Raw genomic sequence first — 15,620 nt, forward strand, 5'->3', positions numbered from 1 at the left:
GACCGCGCGGACGTGCTGGAGTCGTGGGGGGGGGCGCGCGGCCCCGGCGGGGCGGTCGTGCGCGCCGGGGGGCGCGCGCCCCCGTGGGTGGAGAAAGGCGAGGGCCAACCGGCACCCCGCCCCCCCCCCCCCCACGCCCAGCCCATCTTTCCATATGGCGTGACCTTTCCAAGGAGAAACCGGTGACGACCCTGCACGACTCCACAGCGTTCGTCGGCCACGAGATCGCGGCCGAGGCGATGCGCACCGGCGAGCTGCTCGTCCGGCGGCTGGCCGACCCGGATCTGGTCGCGGCGGCCGTGCGCAGGTCGGAGGCCATCGCGGACTTCCAGTTCTCCTGGGGTGGCGCCGGGTTGTATTCCGGGCCCGCCGCCAGCGCGCTGACCTTTCAGTACGCGGCACGCGCGATGCCCGCCGACGCCGATCGGTGGCAGCTGCTGGCGCGCGAGTACCTGGCCAAGGCCGTGACCAGCACACACGAGATCCCGTTGATGACCGCGGGCCTCGCGGCAGGCACCGCCGGGCTGGCCGCCGCGGTCGCGGTCTGTGCCGCCGACGAGCCGCGCTTCGGCAAGGCACTCGAAGCGCTCGAAGCGCAGCTGGCCACGCAGGTGCTCGCGTCGCCTTCGTGGCGTGGCGAGAATGGTGTGGCCGACAGCGACTACGACGTCATCGTCGGTGCCGCGGGCGTGCTCGCCTACCTGGCGGACGCCCGCTCCGCGGAACCACTGGTCGCGCAGGCCACCGAGTCGGTGATCGCCGACCTGACCTGGCTCTGCACACCTGTGAACGGCCGCAGGCCATGGCACATCCAGCCCGAGCAATACCCGATGGAGGAGTACCGCGACCCGTATCCGAACGGATACGTCAACCTCGGCCTCGCGCATGGCGTCCCCGGTGTGCTGGCCGCGCTCTCGATCGCCGCGTCGGCAGGCCACGACCAGGTACGCGAGACGGTTCGCGCGGTCGCGGACGATCTCGTCGACGCCGCGTTCCACGACGACCACGGGCTCAACTGGGCGAACGGCCTCCCGCTGACCGAGGCGGGTGCCGAGGACCGGACGGGTACCAGCCCTGCCCGCGCGGCCTGGTGCTACGGCGCGCCGGGCATCGCGTGCGCGTTGCTGCGCGCCGCGGTCGCGCTGGCCGACGACCGGCTCGAAGCCGTCGCCGTCGAAGCGTTCGAAGCCGTGCTCAGGCGGGTCGGGGACCACGGCCGGTTCGGCTCGGCGACGTTGTGCCACGGCGCGGCCGGGATGCTCGCGATGACCGTCATGTTCGCCCGTGAGACCGGCAGCGAGCAGGCGCGGCTCGCGGTCGAGCCGTTGACCGCGCAGCTGCTTTCGCATTGCGACGAGACCTTGCCGCTCGGCGTGCAGGACCTCGAACAGCCCGGCGGTGCCCTGCTCGACAGCCCCGGCCTGCTCAGCGGGTCCGCAGGCGTCGCGCTCGCCTTGTGGTCGGCCGCCGGTGCCATCGATCCGCGCTGGGAACGCGCGTTCCTCATCAGCTGACCCATCGCGGAGGCGATCATGACCGAGCTTTACCGGCCGTCCGGCTTCTTCATGCTGCGCGCGGCGACGCTGCCCGCCGAGCAGTTGTCGGCGATCGCCGAGCACGGGCGGCCCCACCTGCGTGAACTCGCCGCCTTGCCGCGCGTCGAGCAGGCGTTGCATGTGGCGAGCCCCAGCCTCACCCGTGGCCTCGCCAAGCTCACCGGTGTCACGGACAAGAAATCGGCGAAAGCGTATTCGTCACTGCTGCGCTACCTCACCCGCATGGCCACCCGGCCGACCCCGTACGGCTTGTTCGCCGGGGTCGGCATGGGCGATTTCTCCGCCACCGCGTCGGCGACACTCGGTCCCGGCGTGGTGGCGGCCACCCGCACCCGTGCCGACGTCGGCTGGCTGCTCGAGCTGATCAAGTCCGTCGAAACCGACAGCGCGCTCGTGGATTCCTTGCGGGTCAACGTGAATCCGATGCTGTACCACGTCGGAGACCGCGCGGTGCTGCCGTTCGCCGACGTGCACGGGCAGTCGGACAACCGGCTGGTCGGCTTCCGCCGTACGGCGCCGGTCGAGGTGGCGCTGCGGGTCGCCGCGCTGCCCGGCACGACCTACGCGGAGCTCGTCGAGGCGATCAAGGCGGAGATCCCGCGGGCGAGCCATGAGCAGGCACGGGGTCTGGTCGGTCAGCTGTGGGAGCTGCATGTGCTGATCAGCGATTTGCGGCCGTCCTTGACCGTCGCGCTGCCGGAACAGGACCTCGTCAAACGACTCGACGGCATCGAGGCCTGTCTGTCCATTCAGGACGAGCTGCGCCGGGTACGCGAGCACGCCGCAGAGGTCGACGCCGCGCTCGGCGGGCGGGCAGTCGCCGCACTGGACCGGATGACCGCGCACCAGTCCGGGCTCACGCCGGGGTTCGCCAAGGAGACCTATCAGCTCGACGCCGCGCTCGACCTGACGGAAACCGGGCTGCCCGTTGACATCGGCGCGTCCGCTGCCGACGCGGCTTCGGTGCTCACCAGGCTGAGCGGCTTTCCGCACCGCCACCATCATCTCGTCGAGTACCACAGTGCCTTCCTCGAGAAGTACGGGCTGAACGCCGAGATCCCGATCTTGGAGCTGCTCAGCCCCGAATCCGGCCTGGACGCTCCGGCGGGTTATCTGACCCCGCCGCGCACGTATCCCTTGCCGAGCCTGCCGGAGGAAACCGACCGCGGCCGCGACGCCGCGTACCTCGCGCTGGCGGCGGAAGCGTTGCACCAGGGGAAAAAGGAGCTGGAACTCACCGACGAGGTGCTGGACCGGCTGGCTCCCGCCGTCCGCGAAGCACCCAGGCCGAGGCCCGCGCTCGACCTGCACTTCCAGCTCGCGGCCGCGTCCAAGGCGGCCATCGACCGAGGGGAGTGGCGGATGGTGCTGACCCCGACCGCCACCACCGACGGCGGGCGTACCTTCGGCAGGTTCTTCGACCTGTTCGACGAGAAGGCACTGACCAGGCTGGCAGGCTACGCACAGGCCGAGGAGGCACTGCTGCCGGAGGCAGTTTTCGTCGAGCTGAACTACGTGTCGCCGTTCGGCCGCGGCGGGAACGTCACCACGCATCCTGCGCTGCGGCGGTACGAGATCTGCGTCAACACCTCACCGTCGCTGCCGCGGGAGAGGCAGATCGATCTCACCGACATCGTGGTCGGCGCGACGAGCGAGCGCTTCTTCTTGCGCTCGAAGCGGCTCGGCAAGGAGATAGTCGTTACACAGAGCCATATGCTGTCCCTGCTCGGCGCGCCGAACGTCTGCCGCCTGCTGCTGGAGCTCTCGCAGGACGGGTTCGCGCAGCTGCCGTCGTTCAACTGGGGCGCGGTGGGTGTCGCGCCGTACCTGCCGAGGGTGACCAGGGGCAAGGTCGTGCTCAGCCCGGCGCAGTGGCGGCTCTCGTCGAAGTCGCTGGGCGACGGGCCGTTCGACGAGGCCGTGCGCGAGTGGCGGCAGCGCTGGGGGGTGCCGCGCCACGTCTACCTGGTGTGGATGGACAACCGGCTGCTGCTCGATCTCGACCGGCCGCTGTACACCGAGGAACTGCGTGCCGAGCTGCGCCGCGCCGACGAGACCGGTGCGTCGTTGCTGTTGCAGGAACTGCTGCCGGGGTTTTCCGAGCTGTGGCTGGAAAGCGGCGAGCGGGCGCATCACTTCAGCGAGGTCGTCGTCCCGTTGCTGGCGCGCGAGCCCGGCCTCGTGCGGCGGCACGGAATCGGTGCGCCGCCCCAGCTCGCGGAGGCGGACCGGCGCAAGCTCGTCGGTTCCGAGTGGGTCTACCTGAAGCTCTACTCCGCGACGGCGCAGCAGGACGACGTTCTCGCCGGCCATCTCCCCGCGCTGGTCGGCGCGTTGCGCGCGGACGCGCTCATCGACCGCTGGTTCTACATCAAGTACTTCGACCCTTACCCGCATCTGCGCATCCGGGTCAGGGCCACCGGCCCGGTCGGCGACGTGCTGGCCAGGTGCGCGAGCTGGGCCCAGGAGGTGATCGCGTCCGGGCTCGCCTCCGACCTCGCCTTCGTGAGCTACGACCGGGAACTGGAGCGGTACGGCGGACCCGAGCTCATCGATCTCGCCGAGGAGGTGTTCACCGCCAACAGCGCGGTGACCGTCGACCTGGTGAACCTGCTCAAGCGGACCGACCTCGACCCCGACACGCTGGCCGTGGTCGCGTTGCACAAGCTCGCTTCGAGCTGGGGCGTCGACGTGGGCAGTCCTGGCGCGGACATCGAGCCGCCCGACGCGGTGCGCAAGCAGTTCCGCCGGATCCAGCCGACGCTCTGCGACCTGCTCGCGCCCTGGGACGAGCATCCTGACCCGAAGGCACGCGAGCAGCTCGGCACACTCGACGCGATCTTCGCGAAGCAGCACGACGAGCTCGCGCACGCGGGTCGCCGTGCGCGGGAGCTCGCCGCCGAAGGCAGGCTCGCCGGCGCGGAGGAAACCGTACTCGGCAGCCTGTTGCACATGCAGGTCAACCGGCTGCTCGGGATCGACCAGGAACGCGAGAAGGCCTGTCACCACCTGTGGGCACTCGCGCGCCGCGCGATCGCCAGGCGGCCCGTGCCGAAGGAGGGGGCCTGATGGCCAAGCCGACCGGCCGGATGCGGCATTGGGCACGTGCGCTCAAGCTGCTGTGGAATGTCAGTCCGCCGCATGTCGGCGCCGTCGTGCTGACGACCGTGCTCACCGCGCTGGTTCCCGCGTGCACGGTCCAGTTCACGAAGCTGGCCGTCGAGGCGGTGGCTGGCTCGACCGGTGAGGACACCATGGACGCGGCGCTGGCCGCCGCCGGTGGCCTCGCCGCGCTCATCGCGGTGAGTCACCTGCTCAGCACGGCACGGACCTATCTCGAAACGTTGTTGCAGTACCGGATGGCGAACTCCATCCAGGAACAGATCATGCGCAAGTCCGTCTCGCTGGAGCTGGCCCAGTTCGAGGACCCCGGCACCTACGACTCGTTGCAGCGAGCGAACCGGGAGGCCTCGTTCCGGCCGTACCAGATCTTCTCGAACCTGATCTCGGTCACCTCGAACCTCGTCGCGCTGGTCTCGGTCGGTGTGGTGCTGGTGGTCTGGGATCCGTGGGTGGCGCTGGTCGTCGTGCTGGCGCCGGTGCCGTCCATGGCGGCCAACATCTTCTACAGCAGGCTGGGCTGGAGGATCGAGAACGACCGTGCGTCCGACCGGCGCCGCGGCACCTACCTGCAGTACCTGGTGACCACCGACCGGACGTTCAAGGAAACCAGGCTGTTCGACCTCGGTGGCCTGTTCGTCGAGCGATTCACCAAGCTGGTCAAGGGTTTCTACGCCGTCGACCGGCGGCTGGAAGGCCGCCAGGCCGTCGCGAGCGGCTTGCTGGGGCTGCTCAGCGTCGCGGCTTCGGCGGGCGCGATCGTCTTCGCGGCGAAGGTGACCGTCGAAAATGGACAGGCGGGCCAGTTCGCCGGGTTCATCATCGCGATCACCATGGTGCAGTCGTCGGTGCAGACGTTGTTCGGCGCGCTGGCCCAGATGTACGAGCACAGCCTGTTCATCGGCAACCTGTTCGCGTTCCTCGACCTGCCGGTGGCCGGGGTGCGGGCCATCGGGAAGCGCCGGTTCCCGGAGAAGCTGGTCACCGGGATCGAGTTCCGCGATGTCTCGTTCACCTACCCTGGCTCGGCGGCGCCGGTGTTCGAAGGGCTGCATCTTTTCCTGCCGGCAGGCCGATGTGTGGCATTGGTCGGGCAGAACGGCGCCGGCAAGACAACGCTGGTCAAGCTGCTGGCACGGTTCTACGAGCCGGACTCCGGAGCGATTCTGATCGACGGTGTGCCGATCGAGGAATACGACCTCGACGACCTGCGCCGCAATCTCGGCGTGATTTTCCAGGACTTCGTTCAGTACGAGGCTTCGGTACGGGAGAACGTCGGCTTCGGACGGCACGAACAACTCGGTGACGACGCGGGAATCCTCGACGCCGTCAAGCAGTCCGGCGCCAGCAAGTTCGTCGATCACCTGCCAGGCGGCCTGGAGACCCAGCTCGGCAAGTGGTTCGACGACGGCCGCCAGCTCTCCGGCGGCCAATGGCAGCGCGTGGCGCTGGCCAGGGCTTTCCTGCGCAAGGCCGCGATCGTCGTGCTCGACGAGCCGACCGCGTCCATCGACGCGCAGGCCGAGTCCGAGGTGTTCGGCAGGCTGCGTGAGATCGCCGGGCAGGCGACCACGCTGCTGATCGCACACCGGTTCTCGACCGTGCGGGTGGCCGACCACATCGTGGTGATCGACCACGGCCGGGTATTGGAAGAGGGCACGCACGGCGAACTCATGCGACTCGACGGGGTGTACGCGAAACTGTTCAACTTGCAGGCCGCCGGTTACCTCGAAGAATGTGATATATCACTGAGGTGACTTCCGCCGATCCGGCCGCGATAACCGCTTGGCTGGCCGAGAACTCCGTTTCGCTGACCAGCCTGAAAGCGGGCGCCGATTTCGCGGATCTCGAACCACTGGCGAACGTCTTCGGCGAATGCCGGATAGTCGGGCTGGGTGAGTCCACCCATGGCAGCAGCGAATTCTTCACGCTCAAGCACCGGCTGGTCGAGTTCATGGTCACCGAACTCGGCTTCCGGGTATTCGCGATCGAGGCGGGGCATGCGGGGTGCCGTGCGATCAACGACTACGTCAAAGGCGGCGAAGGTGATCCCGCGCGGTTGTTGCGTGAGCTCGGTTATTGGACTTGGCGAACCCAAGAGGTACTCGACCTGATCGAGTGGATGCGCGCGTTCAACGCGAACGCGGCCGAGCCGGTCGAATTCCGCGGTATCGACCCGGTCTTCGATCCGATGGCGGCCGAGAAGATCGCAGGCAGGCTCGATCCGGAACGCGCGGCGAAGCTCACTGAGGCGCTGGCGGTTCTACGGTCCCGGCGCGCGGCGTCGGGTTTGCGGAGTATGGCGGCGGAGGCGTTCAAGAGCCGGTTACGCAGGCTCATCGGGCGTGACGGCGAGGACAAGGCCCATGCCGCCGCGCTCGCCGAGGCAGGCGCGGTCATCCGCGAGCTGGCCGAATCGGAAGCGGGGTCCGAGCTGGCGGACGACCTGTGGGCGCTCGGCAAAGGCGTCGAGATCATGCTGCTGCCGCCGCTGAGCTCCAGCGGCAGCGCCGCCCGCGAGCAGGCGATGGCCGACGCCGTCGCGCGCATACCCGGCGAGCGGATCATCCTCTGGGCGCACAACGGTCACCTCGCGCGCAGCTCGTTCGAAGGCGGCTGGCAGACCTTCGGCGGCCACCTCGCCGAGCGCTACGGCGACAGCTACTACGCGACCGCCTTCGTCTTCGACGAGGGCGGGTTCCAGGCACTCAAAGCCGGTGGGAACACCTTCAGCGAGCCGGTCGAGTTCGAAGTGGGGAAGGCGCCGGAGGGCACGGTCGAATGGCAGCTGGCGCGTGCGGGCGCTGGTGACTGCTTCGTCGACCTGCGCGCCGCGGGGGAGTGGACGCGCACGCCGACCCGGATGCGCTCATTCGGCTCGGTCATCGGGTTTTGGCCGATGGTCAAGCAGTCGACCGTCGAGGTCGACCTCTCGGCCGAGTTCGACGGCGTGGTGCTGGTCGGCCGTACCACGCGGGCGCGGCCGTTACCCTAGGTCATGGGCGAGCGCGTACCGGACGGCTTCGGCCCGGTTACGCACGCCGATCTTCGCGAACGTGTTGTTGATGTGGGTCTTCACCGTCGCCTCGCCGATGAACAGCTCTGCGGCGATCTCACCGTTGTTCAGGCCGCCCGCGATCAGCCCGAGCACCTCGGCCTCGCGGCTGGTCAGGCCGTCCGGCAACGCGGCGTGCTTACGTGCCGGTTTGGCCGAGCTCAACGCCTCGACCAGGCGTCGCGCGACCGCGGCGTCGAACGTCGACTGCCCGGAGGCGGCCGAGCGCAGTGCCGCGCCGATCTCCGCGCGACCGGCGTCCTTGGTCAGATAACCCTTGGCTCCCGCCTTGAGCGCGCCGACGATCGACTCGTCGTCGGCGTAGGTGGTCAGCACCAGCACCGCGGTGCCCGGATGCTCGCGGGTGATCCGCCGGGTGGCCGCGACGCCGTCCAGCACCGGCATGCGCAGGTCCATCAGCACCACGTCCGGCCCGATCGTGGCGGTCAGCGCGAGCGCCTCTTCGCCGTTGGCCGCCGAGCCGACGACCTCGATGCCGTCGACCATGCCGAGCAGCGCGACCAGACCCTCACGCATGACCTGCTGATCGTCGGCCACCAACACCTTGATCATGCGCGAACCTCCGCCGAAACCACCCAGTACTTCCCTTCGAACCCCGAGGTCAGCGTGCCATCCGCGAGCGCGAGCCGCTCGCCCATGCCGGTCAGCCCGAACCCGGTGCCCGCGACCCCGGACGCCTCGTTGCGCACGGTCAGCCGGACCGCGCCGTCGGTGAACTCCAGCGTCATCGTGACCGGAACGCCAGGCGCGTGCTTACCGGCGTTGGTCAGTGCCTCGCGTGCCGTGCCGACGAGCGACACGGTGGCCGCCGTCGGCAACGGCCTCGCCGCGCCGGTCGCCTCGAAGTCGACGACTCCGTGGTGGGCGTCGACCAGCGCTTCCAGCGCCTCGATCAGCGACGGAACGTCCCGGCGCAGCGCGGCGACGGCGTTGCGCGCCTCGGCGAGGCCGTCCGCGGCTAGCCTGCGTGACCGGCGGATGGTGGCCAGCGCGGTGTCCACATCGGACTTCTCGGCCAGCAGGGCCTCGGCCAGCTCGAGCTGAACTCCTAGCGCGCCAAGGGAATGCGCGAGCACGTCATGGATTTCCCGCGCGATCCTGGTCCGCTCGTCGAGGGCGGCGGCGCGTGCGTGTTCGGCCTGCGCGAGTTTGGTCTGCTCCAGCAGCGCGTGCGCTTGCTCGGCCTGGACCTCGTACTGCCGCCTATTGAGGCCGAGCAGCAACAGCAGCAGCATCACCCCTGCGTCCACCAGGCCTTGCCAGCCTTTATCAAGCGCTAGTGCGAGCACGATGTCCGCGGCGCCGACCAGCACGATCGACAACACACTCAGGCTGGCCATCGTGGCCAGCCTGCCGAGGGTGATGACGCACAGGATGATCGCCGACGAGTCTTCGGCGACTCCCAAGGTCATCGCGGGAATGAGGGTGGACGACGCGAGCAGGCATTGTGCGACCCGTGGCCACCGGTGTTCGGTGACGACGAACCCGAGCCAGGCCGCTGTGCTCACGCCGTAGAGCACCCACACCCATGGCTGATGCTCCCGAGCGGTGGCCAGCGTGGCGGCGATGAGCAGGGTGCCGAGCAACTGCACCACCAGCCAGCCTGGCGCGAGGGTGTCAGGGAGAACCGGTCGGCGCATGGTGTTTCCTAGTCGCGCAGCTGGGTGATGAGTTCGATCAAGATGAGCCGGTAGGCGAGAAAACCCATGAGCACCACCAAGGCCACCAGCAGCAGTCCGATCCACGCCTTGCCCGTCATCGCGCCCCCTTTGAGCTTTTCCTGTGTCTTGTCCGCGGCCAACCTGAGCAGGTCGTTCTTGTTCATGCGGTGAACGTTAGGAAAAGAGCGGGGTGGAGCGGGACCATCGAGAGGTGGACTAGCGGGTGGAGCTAGGCGACCTTGTACCCGGCCTTCTCAACGGCCGCGCGAATGTCCGTCTCGGCGATCGGCTCGGCGCTGTCCACTGTGACCTGGCCGGTCTTCAGGTCGATCTTGACATCCGAGACGCCGTCGAGCGCGTTCAGCGCGCGGCTGACGGATCCGGCGCAGCCACCGCAGGACATGCCCGTGACGGTGTAAGAGCTAGTCATGCCCATGAGCATAAGGAAAGGCCGCCACCCGCGAACGGGTGACGGCCTTCCGGCAAGAAGTCTGGATCAGACGAGGTTGACCGAGGTGGCCTGCGGCCCCTTGGCGCCCTGGCCGATCTCGAACTCCACGCGGGCGTTCTCTTCGAGGCTACGGAACCCGTTGCCCTGGATCTCCGAGTAGTGCACGAAGACGTCGCCGCCGCCGTTGTCGGGAGTGATGAAGCCAAACCCCTTCTCGGAGTTGAACCACTTCACGGTGCCCTGAGTCATAAAAAGTCTCCATAGGTAAAACAAAAACAAACAAGGAAGCCACATCGGCGACCAAGGGTCATTACCCGAACGGTTTGCTCCCTCGAATGAGGAGACACTACGCCCGCGAAGTCTTGCGAGCGTGAACTACCACGAACACAAAAACCGAGACCACGAAAAGTAAACCACAGGTCACCTGGTCAAGACAACCCGAGTCACCCGAGTGGTGCGGCCAGGCCGTGTCTAGTCGCGCGCGTGGGCGGCGCCGTCGGTGGCGAACGGCGAACGCGGGACCGCGTCGCGGTTCGTGGCCTTGACGGCGATGTCGTGCGTCTCAGCGCTCGCGCTGAACTGCACCGGAGCCACTCCGGACGCGGAGTGGGCCTTGTCATACCGAGATGTGTCTTCGGCCATATGCGCCCCTAAGTTTGTAGCTGAAGCGTGATGATCTTGCCCCCGAGGCCACCCGATCCGCTCCGGTCGGGATGTCTTCGATTGTGCCACGACTCACCGACAGAAATGGTCGTTCGTGGCCGTAGCGTGTCGATTTTGTCAAAATACTCGTCGGTATCCGTGCGAATATCAGGAAAATCGTTGACTACTCGGCTTGCGGGGCGGGCCTGCTCGCGCCGAGCAGACTGCTGAGCCGGACATCCGGGGTGACCACGTCGGGGTCGGTGCGGATATCGATGACGCACGGCCTCTGCCGCACCAGCGCGCTCGCGATGATGGGCCCGAGTTCGTCCCTGTCGTCCACAGTATAGCCAGCCGCGCCGAGGCCGCGTGCCCACGAAGCGAAATCGACCAGCCCGATGGACACCCCGGACAGCCGCCCGTGCGCCCGCGCCTGGTGCATGGCGTACGTCCCGTGCAGGCCGTTCTGGAACACCACCACGATGATCGGGGCGCGGTAGCGGACGGCGGTGTCGATCTCCTGGCCGGTCATCAGCGTGCCGCCGTCGCCGACCATCGCGACCACCGTGCGCCGCGGCTCGGCGAGCTTCGCGGCGACCGCGGCGGGCACCGCGTAGCCCATCGCCGCGTTGCTCGGGCCGAGCTGGCTGCGTGGCGCGGTGAACATCCAGTACCGGTGCATGAACTGGGCGAAGTTGCCGGCGTCGCTGGTCACGATGGTGTCTTCGGGCGCGAGCTTGCGCAGCACGCGGATGACGTCGACCGGATGCACGCGTGCGTTCTGGCTGGTGTCCGGCGGGGTCATGAAGGTGTGCACGGCCGCGTTGGCGGCCGACGCGCGGCGGGCGCGCGGCTTCGCGACCACACGCAACTCCTTGATGAACGGCTCCACCTCGCTGTCGATGCGGAAGGTGAGGCCGCGGCGGCGCGTCTCGGCCATCCCGGTGCCGACCATGACCAGCGTCTGTGACGGGGTGGGGTAGCGGTAGCCCTGGGTGGTGACCTCGTCGAGCGAGGTGCCGAGCGCGAGCACGAGGTCGGCGCGCTCGAGCGCGTCGAGCTGCCTGGCCGGAATGCCGAGCCCGAGGTGACCCGCGTAGCGCGCGTGGTTCTCGGGGAAGGCGTCCTGGCGGCGGAACGCGTTGTAGACGGAGAAGCCGAGCTCGTCGGCGGCGGCCATCAGCTCCTCGCGGGCGGACCGAGCGCGGCCGCCGACGATCACCACCGGATAGCGCGCGTCGTCGACGAGCTGGGCGACGGCCTCGGCCGAACGGCCCAGCGCGCCGGTCTGCGGCTGCTTGATGGCGGCGACCGGCTTGGCCGAGTCGAACGGCACACCCCACGCGTCGCTCGGCACGGCCAGCACCGCGGGGCCGGGCCGTCCCGTGCGCGCGTTGTTGATCGCTTCGACGAGCAGGCCCGGCACTTCGCTGGGATCGTCGGTACGGCCTGACCACTTCGCGATCGGCTCGAACATCGCCGTCAGGTCGGCGGTCGGCAGGCTGACGGTGGACTGCGGGGTGGTGGCCGGCGTCTCCAGGAGGACGATCATGGGCGTTTCGTCTTGAAAAGCCGTTTGCACGCCGATCGCGAGATTCGCCGCGCTCGGACCGCGGCTGGCGAGCAGGAGCGCGGGCTGGTCGGTCAGCTTGCCGTCGGCCTCGGCCATGAAGGCGGCACCGGTGTCGTGGCGTGCGGAAACGACATTGATCGTGCGCTCGGCTTGGAGGTTGTCGAGCAGTTCGAGGAAGGATTCGCCCATGACCGCGTAGACGCGACGGATACCCGCCTCGGTGAGGATGCGTACAGCCGTCTGGGCGACGGACGGTCCGAGTTGATATCTAATAAGTCAAAGCTAAGCGGGAAACGATTACTCCAGTCAAGTGATGTTCTGCTACATCACGCCTGAAGCGACGAAAGTCGCGTAACCACCGGAGGGGAGCCCGAAGCCGTGACCTCAGCGAATGAACGCGAAACCGTTTTCACGTACGGCGCACCGGCGTTGAAGTACGGCGCCGGGTCGAGTGACGAGATCGGTTACGACCTGACGCAGTACGGTGCGAAACGGGTGCTCGTCATCACCGATCCCGGCGTCGCGGCCACCGGCTGGCCGCGGCGGATCGCCGACGGGATCGCGGGCTACGGCCTGGAAGTCGAGGTGTTCGACCAGGTTCACGTCGAACCGACCGACATCAGCATGCAGAAGGCGGTCGACTTCGCGCGGGGTACCGGCCCGTGGGACGCCTTCGTCGCCGTCGGCGGCGGGTCGAGCATCGACACCGCCAAGGCCGCGAACCTGTTGACCAGCAACGACGGTGAACTGCTCGACTACGTCAACAAACCGGTCGGCGGCGGCCGCGCACCGGTTTCGCCGCTGAAGCCGCTGGTCGCCGTGCCGACCACGACCGGGACCGGCGCGGAGAGCACCACGGTCTGCGTGCTGGACGTGCTCGCGTTGCGCGTGAAGAGCGGGATCAGCCATCTGCGCCTGCGCCCGACGCTGGCCGTCGTCGACCCTCGCCTGACCGTCAGCCAGCCGCCGGAGGTCACCGCGGCCGCCGGCATGGACATCCTGTGTCATGCCGCCGAGAGCTACACGGCCAAGCCATACACCGAGTTCGACCGCAAGCGGCCAGAAGAGCGAGTGCCTTACTGCGGCTCGAACCCGCTGGCCGACATGTTCGCCGAGCAGGCGCTGCGGCTGCTGTCGTGGGCGTTGCCAGCGGCCGTCCGCGACGGCTCCGACATGAAGGCCCGCCAGGACATGGCACTCGCCGCGACCTTCGCAGGCCTCGGCTTCGGCAACGCGGGCGTCCATATCCCGCACGCCAACGCGTACCCGATCGCCGGTCAGGTAAAGAATTTCCGGCCATCCGGCTACCCGGCCGACGAGGCGATGGTCCCGCACGGCATGGCCGTCTCACTGACCGCGCCCGCCGCCTTCCGCTTCACCTACGACGCCGCGCCCGAGCGCCACATCCGCGTCGCCAGGCTGCTGGCGCCCGACCTCGAATGGCCGGGCGACCGGTCCGAGTACCTGCCGGCGGTGCTGATCAACCTGATGCGCGAGATCGGCATCCCCAACGGCATCAGCGGCGTCGGCTACACGGAGTCCGATGTGGACGAGCTGGTCGAAGGGACCCTCAAGCAGCAGCGCCTCCTGGCCACCGCACCCCGCTCGCCGGGCCGCGACGACCTGGCCGCCATCCTGCGCGACTCGGTGGTGCTCTGGTGAGCTACGCGTACTGGCAGACGGTTCCGTTGCGCTGGAAGGACAACGACGTCTACGGGCACGTCAACAACGTCGTGCACTACTCGATGATGGACACGGTGATCAACACTTGGCTGATCGAACAAGGCGGCCTGGACATCGAGGCGGGCGAGGTCATCGGCCTCTGCGTCGAGTCGCACTGCAACTACAAGGGCTCGGTGTCGTTTCCGGACAGCCTCCACATCGGGCTGCGGGTCGGCCACCTCGGCCGCTCGAGCGTCCGCTACGAGATCGGTATGTACCGCGCGGACCGAGCGGAGGTCATCGCCGAAGGCCACTTCGTCCACGTCTTCGTCGACCGCGCCTCGCGCCGCCCGGTCGAGGTAGGCGGGAAACTCCGCGAGTCGTTGCAAGCGCTACTCGTCGAATGAACGGATTCGTGTAATGGTCGGTTAATAATTGCCATATTGCGGTGTGCTTGCTTAACCTGGGTGAGGTCGGCTCAACCGGGAGGTAGTAATGCGCAAGGTTTTCAAGTCCGTCGGTTTCATTACGGCCCGTGTGCTCGGCCGTTCACAGATGGCGGGTTCGTACGTCTGGTTGTGAGCCGAAATCCGGCCCCGGCGTCCTCGTGGCGCCGGGGCCTTTTCGCGGAGGCCTTTCCATGAATCGTCCACCAGGTCCTCGCGGCAGCCGGTTGACCGGCAATCTCGCGGCTTATGAGCAGGACCGCCTCGGTTTCGTGCTGGAACAGACCAATACGTACGGACCGGTCTGGAGTTTTGATTCCCGTACCGTTGTCGCGGCGGGCGCCGACGAGGCGGGCGAGGTGCTCACCCGGCCCGAATTCGTTGTCGGCACCGATCATCTGCATCGGGAAATGAGCGTGAGCAAAGCGCAGCGGTCACATACCCGGTCCGCTCGAATGCTCGGCCTCCGTCCCAGCGCGGTGACCGGGTGGACTTCGCGGATCACCGCGACGATCGAAAGTTCGCTGTCCGGCTGGCCCGACGAGATCGACGTCGTCGCCGAACTGCGACGCCTCACGTCCGGTCTCGGCGCGGCTCTGTGTTTCGGCGAGGACGCCGCCACGATGGTCGAACGCGAGCAGGAACTCTTCGCCGCGCTGACCCCGATCGCCGGTTCCGCGTTCCGCATGCCGCGCTGGGTGCCGTGGTCGGCCCCCGCCAGGACGGACCGCGCGAACCGCGAGCTGGAATCCCGCATCCAGACCCTGATCGACCGCCGCCGGACAGGCCAGGCCGCGGCTTCCGACGACATCCTCACCCTCCTCATGACGCCGACCGGCCGTCATGGCGAACTCGACGACGAACCACTGCGCTCCGCGCTGGTGTCGACCTGGCTGGCAGCGCAGTCGTCCCCGACCGCGGGCATGGCCTGGGTACTGCTCGACCTTGCCCGCCACCCGGAGGCGCGGGAGCTGGCCGCTCAGGGCCTCGAGGGCACCCGCGCGGTCGTCCAGGAGTCCATGCGCGTCCATCCGCCGACCTGGCTGCTGGAGCGCACGGTCGCCGAGGACACCGAACTCGCCGGCTATCACCTCCCGGCGGGCACGATGGTCAAGTGCTCGCCTTACCTGGTCCACCGCGACGAGCGCTACTTCACCGACCCTGAGCGGTTCCGCCTCGACCGCTGGGCACCCGACGGCGAAGGTACCCGCGCACCCCGGTTCGCCTACCTGCCGTTCGGCGTCGGGGCCCGCGTCTGCATGGGCATGGCCTGGAGCATGGCGCTGATGACCAACCTGACCCACCTCATCGTCCGCCGCTTCCACCTGCGCGAACTCCCCGGCGCGACCTGGTTCCCCGACCCCGGGCGCGAACTCATCCCCCGCGGCCTTCGGCTCGGGGTCGTGAGTGGTACGGCCGGTTAGAACCGGCCC

At 68.3% G+C, this 15,620-nt stretch carries 14 protein-coding genes; 7 read left to right on the forward strand and 7 right to left on the reverse strand.

Features of this window, described 5'->3' with window-relative positions; genetic code table 11:
• Positions 1-182 precede the first annotated feature (182 nt).
• Genes ACFV15_RS44690 through ACFV15_RS44705 form a run of 4 tightly spaced genes read left to right on the forward strand, consistent with a single transcriptional unit; the run spans position 183 to position 7,671 of the window.
• Complete coding sequence (locus tag ACFV15_RS44690; RefSeq protein WP_378359130.1) at positions 183-1,514, forward strand: lanthionine synthetase C family protein; 1,332 nt, start codon at positions 183-185, stop codon at positions 1,512-1,514.
• An 18-nt stretch (positions 1,515-1,532) separates the two neighbouring features.
• Positions 1,533-4,625, forward strand: coding sequence for a lantibiotic dehydratase (locus ACFV15_RS44695; RefSeq protein WP_378359131.1), 3,093 nt, complete (start codon positions 1,533-1,535; stop codon positions 4,623-4,625).
• Entirely contained in the window at positions 4,625-6,433 is a 1,809-nt protein-coding gene (locus ACFV15_RS44700; protein ID WP_378359132.1) for an ABC transporter ATP-binding protein, read from the forward strand. The genes ACFV15_RS44695 and ACFV15_RS44700 overlap by 1 nt, the downstream gene beginning before the upstream one ends.
• The gene (locus ACFV15_RS44705) at positions 6,430-7,671 is read left to right on the forward strand and encodes an erythromycin esterase family protein (RefSeq protein ID WP_378359134.1); all 1,242 of its coding nucleotides are present in this window, start codon (positions 6,430-6,432) and stop codon (positions 7,669-7,671) included. Before ACFV15_RS44700 ends, ACFV15_RS44705 begins: the two co-directional genes overlap by 4 nt.
• Here the strand turns inward: ACFV15_RS44705 and ACFV15_RS44710 are convergent.
• From ACFV15_RS44710 to ACFV15_RS44740, 7 genes are all read right to left on the reverse strand, one after another.
• Entirely contained in the window at positions 7,663-8,304 is a 642-nt protein-coding gene (locus ACFV15_RS44710) for a response regulator (protein ID WP_378359135.1), read from the reverse strand. The two genes, ACFV15_RS44705 and ACFV15_RS44710, sit on opposite strands and share 9 nt — an antisense overlap.
• Entirely contained in the window at positions 8,301-9,392 is a 1,092-nt protein-coding gene (locus tag ACFV15_RS44715) for a sensor histidine kinase (RefSeq protein WP_378359136.1), read from the reverse strand. The genes ACFV15_RS44710 and ACFV15_RS44715 overlap by 4 nt, the downstream gene beginning before the upstream one ends.
• 8 nt (positions 9,393-9,400) lie before the next feature.
• Positions 9,401-9,577, reverse strand: a complete 177-nt coding sequence (locus ACFV15_RS44720) for a hypothetical protein (RefSeq protein ID WP_378359137.1) — start codon at positions 9,575-9,577, stop codon at positions 9,401-9,403.
• A 65-nt stretch (positions 9,578-9,642) separates the two neighbouring features.
• Positions 9,643-9,843: a heavy-metal-associated domain-containing protein gene (locus ACFV15_RS44725; RefSeq protein WP_378359138.1), complete on the reverse strand. Its 201-nt coding sequence runs from the start codon at positions 9,841-9,843 to the stop codon at positions 9,643-9,645.
• 66 nt (positions 9,844-9,909) lie between these two features.
• Positions 9,910-10,113, reverse strand: a complete 204-nt coding sequence (locus ACFV15_RS44730; protein WP_378359140.1) for a cold-shock protein — start codon at positions 10,111-10,113, stop codon at positions 9,910-9,912.
• A 222-nt stretch (positions 10,114-10,335) separates the two neighbouring features.
• Positions 10,336-10,506 carry a hypothetical protein gene (locus tag ACFV15_RS44735; RefSeq protein WP_378359142.1) on the reverse strand — a complete coding sequence of 57 codons (171 nt, stop codon included), beginning with the start codon at positions 10,504-10,506 and terminating at the stop codon, positions 10,336-10,338.
• 184 nt (positions 10,507-10,690) lie between these two features.
• Positions 10,691-12,352: a thiamine pyrophosphate-dependent enzyme gene (locus tag ACFV15_RS44740; protein ID WP_378359147.1), complete on the reverse strand. Its 1,662-nt coding sequence runs from the start codon at positions 12,350-12,352 to the stop codon at positions 10,691-10,693.
• A 105-nt stretch (positions 12,353-12,457) separates the two neighbouring features.
• Between ACFV15_RS44740 and ACFV15_RS44745 the strand changes: the two genes are divergently transcribed.
• The 3 genes from ACFV15_RS44745 (at position 12,458) to ACFV15_RS44755 (ending at position 15,611) form a co-directional block, all read left to right on the forward strand.
• Positions 12,458-13,741, forward strand: coding sequence for a hydroxyacid-oxoacid transhydrogenase (locus ACFV15_RS44745; RefSeq protein WP_378359144.1), 1,284 nt, complete (start codon positions 12,458-12,460; stop codon positions 13,739-13,741).
• Positions 13,735-14,148, forward strand: coding sequence for an acyl-CoA thioesterase (locus ACFV15_RS44750; protein ID WP_378359148.1), 414 nt, complete (start codon positions 13,735-13,737; stop codon positions 14,146-14,148). The genes ACFV15_RS44745 and ACFV15_RS44750 overlap by 7 nt, the downstream gene beginning before the upstream one ends.
• 233 nt (positions 14,149-14,381) lie before the next feature.
• Positions 14,382-15,611 (forward strand): cytochrome P450, encoded by a 1,230-nt coding sequence (locus ACFV15_RS44755; RefSeq protein WP_378359146.1) that lies wholly within the window; start codon positions 14,382-14,384, stop codon positions 15,609-15,611.
• The last annotated feature ends 9 nt before the right edge of the window (positions 15,612-15,620 follow it).

Origin of the sequence: Amycolatopsis sp. NPDC059657 (assembly GCF_042734395.1) — a bacterium.
GTDB lineage: Bacteria > Actinomycetota > Actinomycetes > Mycobacteriales > Pseudonocardiaceae > Amycolatopsis.